At 65.7% G+C, this 9,418-nt stretch carries 7 protein-coding genes and 1 tRNA gene; 5 read left to right on the forward strand and 3 right to left on the reverse strand.

Annotated features, from left to right (window positions below; translation table 11 throughout):
• Positions 1 to 4 precede the first annotated feature (4 nt).
• From ACTHJR_RS16160 to ACTHJR_RS16170, 3 genes are read left to right on the forward strand one after another with little or no spacing between them, the layout of a single operon-like run.
• Entirely contained in the window at positions 5 to 685 is a 681-nt protein-coding gene (locus ACTHJR_RS16160) for an ABC transporter ATP-binding protein (RefSeq protein WP_440524269.1), read from the forward strand.
• A gap of 26 nt (positions 686 to 711) precedes the next feature.
• Complete coding sequence (locus tag ACTHJR_RS16165) at positions 712 to 3,219, forward strand: ABC transporter permease (protein WP_440524270.1); 2,508 nt, start codon at positions 712 to 714, stop codon at positions 3,217 to 3,219.
• A gap of 10 nt (positions 3,220 to 3,229) precedes the next feature.
• On the forward strand, positions 3,230 to 5,731 hold the full coding sequence (locus ACTHJR_RS16170) for an ABC transporter permease (RefSeq protein ID WP_440524271.1): 2,502 nt from the start codon (positions 3,230 to 3,232) through the stop codon (positions 5,729 to 5,731).
• Between the two features lie 152 nt (positions 5,732 to 5,883).
• On the opposite strand, the gene ACTHJR_RS16175 is transcribed toward ACTHJR_RS16170, so the two are convergent.
• From ACTHJR_RS16175 to ACTHJR_RS16185, 3 genes are all read right to left on the reverse strand, one after another.
• Positions 5,884 to 5,960, reverse strand: a tRNA-Pro gene (locus tag ACTHJR_RS16175).
• Between the two features lie 219 nt (positions 5,961 to 6,179).
• Positions 6,180 to 7,478: an FAD-dependent oxidoreductase gene (locus tag ACTHJR_RS16180; protein WP_440524272.1), complete on the reverse strand. Its 1,299-nt coding sequence runs from the start codon at positions 7,476 to 7,478 to the stop codon at positions 6,180 to 6,182.
• Between the two features lie 67 nt (positions 7,479 to 7,545).
• Complete coding sequence (locus tag ACTHJR_RS16185) at positions 7,546 to 8,292, reverse strand: CsgG/HfaB family protein (protein ID WP_440524273.1); 747 nt, start codon at positions 8,290 to 8,292, stop codon at positions 7,546 to 7,548.
• 251 nt (positions 8,293 to 8,543) lie between these two features.
• On the opposite strand from ACTHJR_RS16185, the gene pnuC reads away from it, so the two are divergent.
• Positions 8,544 to 9,149 carry a nicotinamide riboside transporter PnuC gene (gene pnuC / locus ACTHJR_RS16190; protein ID WP_440524274.1) on the forward strand — a complete coding sequence of 202 codons (606 nt, stop codon included), beginning with the start codon at positions 8,544 to 8,546 and terminating at the stop codon, positions 9,147 to 9,149.
• Positions 9,146 to 9,418 (forward strand): AAA family ATPase (locus tag ACTHJR_RS16195; protein ID WP_440524275.1); only part of this gene is annotated, 273 nt, incomplete at its 3' end. The genes pnuC and ACTHJR_RS16195, both read left to right, overlap by 4 nt.

Below are 9,418 nucleotides of genomic sequence, written 5' to 3' on the forward strand. Positions count from 1 at the left end.
GACTATGCTGCACATGCGCGCCCTGTCCCGGACGTACCGTACCGACACCGTGGAGACGACCGCGCTCGACGCGATCGACCTCGACATCATGGCCGGCGAGTTCGTCGCGATCATGGGCCCGTCGGGCTGCGGCAAGTCCACCTTGCTCAACCTGATGGGCATGCTCGATAGCCCGACCAGCGGCAGCTACGTGTTCGACGGCCGGGAAGTCGCCGGCTTGTCCGAAGCCAAATTGGCCGAGGTGCGCAAGGCGTCGATCGGCTTCATCTTCCAGAGCTTCAACCTGGTCGACGAATTGTCGGTGCGCGAGAATGTCGAACTGGCGTTGCTCTACCATTCGGTGCCCGCCGCGGAACGCCGCCGCCGCGCCGAGGAAGTGATGGACCGGGTCGGCATCGCGCACCGGTCGCGCCATTTCCCGAGCCAGCTGTCAGGCGGCCAGCAGCAGCGCGTCGCGGTCGCCCGCGCGCTCGTCGCCGAACCCAAGCTGATCCTGGCCGACGAACCGACCGGCAACCTCGACACCAATCACGGCGAAGAGGTGATGAAGATGCTCCAAACCTTGAACGCGCAGGGCTCGACCATCGTCATGGTCACGCACTCGCCGGCGCATGCCGATTACGCCAGCCGCGTCGTCAACATGCTCGACGGCCGTATTCTCCAGGAACGGCGTCGCGCGGCCTGACCCCCCCCAATCGCCGGAGAGCCCCGATGTGGCGTAATTACCTGACCGTCGGCATCCGCTCGCTGCTCAAGAGCCGCGTCTATGCGGTCATCAACATCCTGGGGCTGGCGATCGGGCTTGCCGCCTGCGTGCTGATCCTCCTCTACGTCCGGTACGAGAAGGGCTACGACGCCTGGATGCCGGGTGCCGATCAGGCGTTCCAGCTGCAGACCTATTATCACCCGACGCCGCAGGGCGGCGAGGAGATGTACCTCCAAGCGAGCTCGATTCCGGCGGGCCGCGCCTTGGCGAAGGATTTCCCGCAGGTCGAGAAAGTGGTGTTCGTCCGCGCTTTCTCGCCGGTGGTGATCCAGGACGGCGAGCCGTCGCAGGTCAATATCCGCATGGTTGACGGCGATCTGTTCGACATCCTGCAGGTGCCGTTCGTCGAGGGCGATGCCCGCACCGCGCTCAACGACACGCATTCGCTGGCGATCAGCGAGAGCGAGGCGAAGCGGCGCTTCGGCAAGGCCGATCCGATCGGCAAGACGCTGACCGTCGTCGATAATGCCGGCAACGTCGATTACCGCGTCACCGGGGTGTTCAAGGACATCCCCAAGAACAGCAGCTTCAGCGCGTCGATGGTCGCTCGCTTCGACATCAACGTGCAATATGCCGATCGCACGCAGTCGCTGACCAATTGGGACAATCAGGACGGCTATTTCTACGTAAAGCTTCGCCCCGGCACCGATGCCGAGGCGATCAACGCGCAGATTCCCGCATGGCAAAAGCGCAACATTCCCGATCGGGTGACCAACGGCCAGCGCTACAATCCGGGCGACGCCCAGACCTATCGTCTGGTCAACATCCGCGACGTGCACCTCGGCAAGGCGCAGAACAACGCGATGACTCCCGGCAACGACGCGACGACCGTCGCGACCTTCGCGGTGATCGCGTTGCTCGTGCTGGGTATGGCCTGCGTCAATTTCGTCAATCTCGCCACCGCGCGCGCTTCGCAGCGCGCCCGCGAAGTCGCGCTGCGCAAGGTGCTGGGCGCCAGTCCGCGCCAGTTGATCATCCAGTGCATCGGCGAATCCGTGCTGGTGTCACTGATCGCCTTGCTCGTCGCGTTCACCGCGGTCGAACTGATCCTGCCGCTCTTCAACCGCTTCCTCGATGCCGATATCCAGCTCCACTATCTGGGCTTCGGCGGGGTGTTGCTGCCTGGCGTCGCCTTGGTCCTGCTGGTCGGTGTGATCGGCGGGCTCTACCCAGCGGTCTATTTGTCGCGGTTCGAGCCGGCCAAGATTCTCAAGGCCAACAAGTCGGCCGCCGACGCCCAAGGTTCGGGCCGGCTGCGCAACCTGCTGGTCATCGGGCAATTCGCGGTGTCGATCGCGCTGATCGTCTGCACCAGCGTGATCTATGCCCAGACAGTATATGCCCGCACCGTCGATTCCGGCTATCGCCGCGATGGGTTGCTCCAGGTCGACAATCTCAGCTTCCGGGGCGTGAACGACCAGCAGGCGCTGTCAATGGTCGAGCAGATCCGACGGCTGCCCGGGGTGCGCGCCGCGGCGGCGACGCAGATCGCGGTCGCCCCCGGCAACAATTCCGTCAGTGCGTTCTCGCTGCCCGGCAGCACGTCGTCGGTGGAACTCGGCGTCTATGGCGTGCAGGAAGGATTCTTCCAGGCGATGGGTATGCGGCTGCTGGCCGGCCGTGACTTTTCGCTGGCCTTTGGTCGCGACGACGCCACCACGCCGTTCCCGGTGAACCCGGATTCGGAGCGCGCATTGGTGGCGCGCGGCCTGAATATCGTCGTCAGTCAGAGCGCCGCCCAGCGCCTGGGATACGCCGATCCCCGCAGTGCGATCGGCAAGCAATTGTCGGGGGCGCTGACGCTGCCCGAATTCGGTTCGGTGCCCTGCACGATCGTCGGCGTGGTGTCCGACGCCCGCTTCCGGTCGCTGCGCGAGCCGCTGCAGCCGATCGTCTATGTCATGCAGCGCACCGGCTTCGGCCAGATCGCGATACGGTTCGGTGGCGTCGCGCCGGGCGCGATCCGCGATGCGGTCGAGCAGGTCTGGCGCCGGATCGTGCCGGACGTGCCGTTCAAGGCGAGCTTCGCCGACGATCTCGTCCGCGCGCAATACGATCGCGAGACCGCACGCGGCGAATTGTTCGCGGCATTCGCGATCCTGGCGGTGGTGATCGGTTGCCTCGGCCTGTTCGGGCTGGCGGTGTTCACCGCCGCGCGGCGCACCAAGGAAATCGGCATCCGCAAGGTGCTGGGCGCGCGTACGCGCGACATCGTCCGCTTGCTGGTGTGGCAATTCAGTCGGCCGGTGCTGATCGCCAATGTGATCGCCTGGCCGGTCGCCTGGTGGCTGATGCGCGACTGGCTCAATCGCTTCGACACGCGGATCGCGCTCGGCCCCACGCCGTTCGCCGCCGCCGGTGCGCTGACCTTGTTCATCGCGCTCGTGACCGTCGCGGGCCATGCGATCCGCATCGCGCGCACCAACCCGATCAACGCCCTGCGTTACGAATAGGAGAGGCCCGATGTGGCGTAATTATCTGACCGTCGGCATCCGTGCCCTGCTCAAGAACCGCGTCTATGCGGTGATCAACATCGTCGGGCTGGCGATCGGCCTGGCCGCGTGCCTGCTGATCCTGACCTATGTCCGCTACGAGTTCAGCTACGATAATTGGTTGCCCGACGCGGAAAACACATACGAGCTGGCGACCGAATACCTGCCGTCTCCCGGCGGTCAGCAGCCCGGGCTCTCCCTGACCACCGCCTATGTCGCGGGCGGCGCGCTCAAGAAGGACTTCCCGCAAGTCGAGCAGGTGGTTTGGGCATCGTCGCAGAACGTGACTTTCCTTCAGGACGGCACGCCGACGGCCGCGAAAAAATCGCTCATCACCGATGGACCGTTGTTCGACATCGTCCGCGTGCCCTTCGTGCGGGGCAATGCCGCGACCGCGCTCAACGACCCGCATTCGCTCGTGCTGAGCGAAAGCGAGGCCGAGGCGCGGTTCGGCAATAGTGATCCTTTGGGCAAGACCGTCACCATCGCGGCTGGCGACATGACCGCCGACTATCGGGTGACCGGCGTGTTCAAGGACCTGCCCAAGAACAGCCATTTCGACATGACGACGGTCGTGCGGATCGATCCGGCCGACTATTTCCGCAAGACCCCCGACGTCGTCACATCCTGGACCTGGTCGAACGGCGAAATGTACGTGCGGCTGAAGCCCGGCAGCGATGCGAAAGCGATCGAGGCGCAACTGTCCGCCTGGAAGAAGCGCAACATCCCCGACGATGTCGGCAGCAATCCCGTGACCAATCCCGGCCAGTTCGAGGATTTCCACCTGATCAACGTGCGCGACCTGCACCTGAGCAGGGGGACCGGGCAGGGCCGGCCCAACGGCAATCGCCAATCGGTGCTGACCTTCGGCGTGGTCGCGTTGCTGATCCTGGCGATGGCGTGCATGAACTTCACCAACCTCGCCACCGCGCGCGCCTCGCAGCGTGCCCGCGAAGTCGCGCTGCGCAAGGTGCTGGGTGCAAACCGCCAGCAACTCATCACGCAATTCGTCGGCGAATCGATGCTGGTCTCGTCGATCGCGATGCTGATCGCGCTGGCGCTGGCGGAGCTCGCCATCCGGCCGCTCAACGCGTTCCTCGATGCCGACATGACGTTCAGCTATTTCGGCCTGTCGGGCATCCTGCTCCCCGTCATCGGGCTGACCGTGGCGGTCGGGCTGGCGGGCGGTCTCTATCCCGCGTTCTATCTGTCACGGTTCGAGCCGGCGCGAATCCTCAAGGCCAACAAATCGGCCGCCGACGCGGAAGGCAGCGGGCGGCTCCGCAGCCTGCTGGTCATTACCCAGTTTGCGGTGTCGATCGGGCTGATCATCTGCACCTCGGTGATCTATGCACAGACCGAATATGCCCGGAACCTCGACGCTGGCTACAAGCGCGACGGGCTGCTCCAGCTCAACGGTATCGCGCGAGCGCCGGCCGAAGCGGCTGCCCCGACCCTGCTCCAGGAATTGCGCAAGCAGCCCGGTATCGTCGACGCCGCGCGCGTCTCGCTCGGCATCGCGTCGGGCAACAACTCGACCACCGACGTCAACGTGCCCGGCGGCAAGCCGGTCACGCTCGGCGTCTACGGCGTAGATGCGCATGCCTTCGATACGCTGGGTATGCACGTGCTGGCCGGGCGCAACTTCTCCGAAGCGATCGCGATGGACGATTCGACCCTGCCCAATCCGCCCGATCTCAATGCCGAAAAGGCGCTGACGGCGCGCGGGGTCAACGTCGTCCTGTCCGAATCGGCTGCCCGTCGCCTCGGCCTCGGCTCGCCCGCTTCGGCGGTCGGCAAGCAGGTCCAGTATGTCGTCGCCAGCAATGAAGCGGGCACGATCACCGCCACGGTGGTCGGCGTGGTGAGCGATGTCCGCTACCGCTCGGCGCGCGATCCGGTCCAGCCGATCATCTATTATTACGTCACCAGCGGCGCCTTCAATCAGCTGATGGTGCGCTTCAGCGGCGATCCGCAGGTGGCGCTCGCGACGGTAGAGCGCGTGTGGAAACGCGCGGTCCCAGGCCTGCCGCTCAATGCCCGCTTCGTCGACGACATCATCCACGATCTCTACAATATCGACGAGAAGAGCGCGCAATTGTTCGGCATGTTCGCGATCCTGGCCGTGGTGATCGGCTGTCTCGGCCTGTTCGGGCTCGCCGCGTTCACCGCGGAGCGCCGCACGAAGGAGATCGGCATCCGCAAAGTGCTCGGCGCCCGTACCCGCGACATCGTCCGGCTGCTGGTCTGGCAGTTCAGCCGTCCCGTGCTGATCGCCAATCTGGTCGCCTGGCCGGTCGCCTGGTGGCTGATGCGCGGCTGGCTCAACGGCTTCGACACGCGCATGACGCTGACGCCGATGCCGTTCGTCGAGGCGGGAGTATTGGCGATAGCGATCGCTGCCGGAACGATTTCGGCCCATGCGATCAAGGTCGCCCAGGCGAGCCCGATCAAGGCGTTGCGTTACGAATAGGTTCGGGGGAGGGCCTGAACCGGGAGCGCCGGGGCGGCAACGTCCCGGCGTTTCTTTTTTGAGGTTGGGAATGGGTGAAGGCTCTTGCCCTCGCTGTCGCTCGGGAATTTCCCGGGCGAACGTCCCCCGGACGTTCGCTCTTACCGGGAAATTGGTCGGGGAAAGAGGATTCGAACCTCCGGCCCCTGCCTCCCGAAGGCAGTGCTCTACCAGGCTGAGCTATTCCCCGACCGGCGCATTTCCGGGCGAACCCGGCCGTGCGAGGGGGCGCCTATAACCACGCGGGGAGAGTCGCGCAAGCCCGCGTTCGCGCCCTGCAAGCCCGACGGCAATGCGCGGCTTGCTCCGACATCCGCCGGGTTGCGGATGACGCCGAATGAACCTCTTGCCCATCGCGCGAGACTGGGCCGATTCCGCGCAAGCCGCGGCGGCGGCGTCGTGCGGCCGTCTATCCCCGTGCCGCGAGCATCGCGTCGATGCTGGTGAATTTCTCGCGCGGAGACCCGTCGCGTGCCGCCGCGGTTTCCGCCGCCTCGATCTTCTGCCAGTCGCGGAAGGTGACCACGTCGACGTTGCGGTCGCGCAGCAGCAGGTCGAGCCCGGCTCGGCCTTCCTTGCCGTAATCGTCGGGCGTGTCGGCGGCGATCTGCTCGGCGATCATGAAACCGTCGGGACGATTGGTGCCGATCGTGCCGGTCGGCCCGCGCCGCGCCCAGCCGACCGCGTAGAGACCCGGTGCGATCCGCCCTTCGTCATTGGCGAAGCGGCCGAGCTTGGCGTCATAGGGCACGCCGTCGATCGGCGGGGTGCGATAGCCGATGCAACTGACCACGAGGGCGGCGGGGATGGCATAAGTCTCGCCGGTGCCGTTGGCGCGGCCGTCCGCGTCGATCGCGGTACGCTCGACGATCACGCGCTCGACCTTGCCGTCGCCCTCGATCGCGACCGGCATGGCGAAGAAGTCGAAATCGATCGCGATCGGCTTGTCCGCGCCGTCGACTGTCGCGAAATTGCGCAGATGCGTAACCGATTTGCGCAGCCCGGGTTCGAGCGGCGCGTCGTCCGCCTCGGGCGGCAGGTCGGCCGGGTCGACGTGCGGCGCGGCGCGTTCGAGATGACCGAGTTCGCCCAGTTCCTTGGGCGTCATCGCGATCTGGTGCGGGCCGCGTCGCGCCAGGATGGTGATCCGCTCGTGGGTCGCGCCGCCGAGCGAATCGAGCGCATGGCCGACGATGTCCGATCCGGCGAATTCGGCGCCGGTTTTGGCGAGCACGCGGGCGACGTCGAGCGCGACATTGCCGGCGCCGACGATGACCGCGCCGGGGCCGCTCAACACCGGCGCGAGATCGGCGAAATCGGGATGGCCGTTGTACCAGCCGACGAACGCGGCCGAGCCGACCACGCCGGGCAGGTCGTCGCCGGGAATGCCGAGCGGCCGGTCGGCGGGGGCGCCGGTCGCCAGCACGACGGCGTCGTAGAGATTGACGAGTTCGGCGATGGTTACGTCCTTGCCGACGGTTACGTTGCCGACGAAGCGCACATTGTCGGAAAGCGCGGTCGCCTCGTAACGACGCGACACGCCCTTGATCGACTGATGGTCGGGCGCGACGCCGGTGCGGATCAGGCCGTAGGGGACGGGCAGGCGATCGATGATGTCGACCCGGACCTGGTCGCCGAACTGCTTCTGGCACGCCTCGGCGGTGTAATAGCCGGCGGGACCCGATCCGATGATCGCAACGTGACGCATGTCCCCTCCTGAGTGGTCAGGAGGGGAATGCTAGCGCCGTGGGTCGCCTTGGCAACCCGGGTTGGGTTCAGGAGCCGCCGAGCTGGGTGACCAGCTTGGAATAAGCGTCGAGATAAGCGAGCACGATGATCTGGCCGATCTCCGTGTTCTGATAGCCGCCGCCCCCCGCGGAGGCGAAGCCGCCCCACCAGCTCGCGCCGGCCGAGGCGCCGAAGCCGACATCGGTCTTGCGAAAATAGCCTTCGACGACATGTTCCTCGGTGGTGCGCGAGTCGACCACCGACAGCGTGACGTTGGCCTCGCCTTTCTTGATGTTGACGCCGCCCGCCAGCGATCCGATCGCGCGTGCGCCGCCGCCGAAGCGGCTCAGCACGCCGCCGATCGCGCCGCCAACATTGCTGCCGCCGGAATTATTGTTCGAGCTGACGATGTCCGGCTCGAGCAGGAAGTCGGCCGCGCGGACCTGGCCCTTGCCCATGTTGGAGCCACGCTGCAGTTCGCCGTTGTCGGCCAGCGCCCGTTCCATCGCGCGGCTCTGCATCGCGCGGCCGCGATTGACGAGGGTGAAGCAATTCGATTCCTGGACGAACACCTTGATGATCGCCTCCGGGCTGCCGAGGCTGTATTGCCGCCACCATTGATTGTCGGGCTCGACGATCGAAATCGTGCCCAGCGGTTTAGCGCAATGCGGCATCTGGCGCATGCCGCGATCCTGATCCTTGCGACCCGACGATTTGTCGGGACCGGCGAATGCCGGCGATGCCGAAACGAACGCAATCGCCGCGGTCGCGGCCACCAATATCACCTTACGCATCTCAACCTCCCCAAGCGCCGGCGCCCCTCGAGCGCTCGACGACGGATGACCCAAGTCGCGCGGCCCGGCTCTTGCCGTGGCGCAACGCATGGCGATGCGGGAGATGCGACCCGCCCTGCATCCTGGCTCCTGTCTAGCAGAGGGTACCGGGCCGAAATAGGTGTTTTTCGTCATGCGCTTGAGCGGCATGGAGTAGGCGAAAATCGCAGAAATCCTTGCCCGGCGCGCGATCGGCGCTATCGTCGGCCGCGATGGCATCGCTCGGTATCGTCCGCGAATTCCTGAGCGAGATGTCGCCGATCGAAGGCGTCGCCGCGCTAATGATCCTCGTCAACGTCGTGCTGGTCGCGCTGCGCAGCATCTGGAACTATGCCTTCGGCATTGTCGGCGTGGCAATCTACGCGATCGTGTTCTTCCACGCCAAACTCTACAGCGACACCTTGCTGCAGCTCTTCTTCCTGGTCGTCCAGGTCTACGGCCTGTGGCAATGGCGAAGGTCGCAAGCCGATGCGGGCGAGGTAGTGGTCGAGCGTCTGACCGCGGACGCGCGGCTCGGTTGGCTCGCCGGTATCCTGGTCGCGATCGCCGGTTGGGGCTGGTTGATGCACCGCTTCACCGATGCCGCTTTGCCCTGGTGGGACGCCTCGGTGGCGATGACCAGCATCGCGGCGCAAATCCTGATGTCGGTGCGCAAGATCGAGAATTGGTGGCTATGGATCGTCGCCAACATCCTGTCGATCGGACTCTATGCCGCCAAGGGACTGTGGATCACGACCGGGCTCTACATTGTGTTGCTGGGAATCTCGCTCTGGGGACTGGCGGGCTGGAACGCGGCACGGCAAAGGGCGGGGGCATGAAGCTTCGCTCGATCTGCCTTCACGGCCCCGAAAGCACCGGCAAGTCCACCATGGCGCCCGAACTCGCGCGCCATTTCGGCTCGGCCTGCGTGGTCGAATATGGCCGCACCTATACCGAGGCGTTTGGAACGAGCTGGACGATGGCCGACCTCGTCGCGATCGCTCAGGCGCACGATGCCCAGACGCGCCAGGCGATCGCCAGCGGGCGGACCCCGGTCATCCTCGACACCGATCCGCTGATGACCGAGGTCTGGGCGGAAATGCTCTAC

Origin of the sequence: Sphingomonas sp. (assembly GCF_051962185.1) — a bacterium.
GTDB lineage: Bacteria > Pseudomonadota > Alphaproteobacteria > Sphingomonadales > Sphingomonadaceae > Sphingomonas.